The 393-nt window shown below is 55.7% G+C and carries 1 pseudogene; it reads left to right on the forward strand.

Annotated features, from left to right (window positions below):
• Positions 1–210: 210 nt before the first annotated feature.
• Positions 211–393: pseudogene (locus ACM6J5_RS22365) on the forward strand (hypothetical protein); the annotation flags it as partial.

The following is a 393-nucleotide window of genomic DNA, read 5'->3' on the forward strand; positions in this document are numbered from 1 at the left end:
TTTTCGCAACTCATCCCAGCAGGCTGCGAACCCGGGCTCGAACAGCACAGGGGCGGACGCCAGTACGGACGCAGACTGAAGTACGCCGATGACACGCAGATCATCAGCCTGCTCGATCAATATGAATCAACGATTGAAGCCTCTCAATAAAGGACACTGCTCCTCTGTGGATCAGCAAGAGGAACATGATTTCAGAAGGATGTGGAAAGCATGAGCTACACGGACAAGACAGTGATCGCCACCGGCACGAGTCGTTTGCTGCCCAATAGATCCTCGGATCGCAATACTGCTGTACCGCGAGACCTGCCCGGCGTGGTGATCTTCCTGCACGGTGTGAACGACCCCGGGGCGTCCTATGAGTCGGTGGAAACCGGGTTGTGCCAAGGGGTTAAT

It is taken from the genome of Pseudomonas sp. IT-P74 (assembly GCF_949768175.1).
GTDB lineage: Bacteria > Pseudomonadota > Gammaproteobacteria > Pseudomonadales > Pseudomonadaceae > Aquipseudomonas.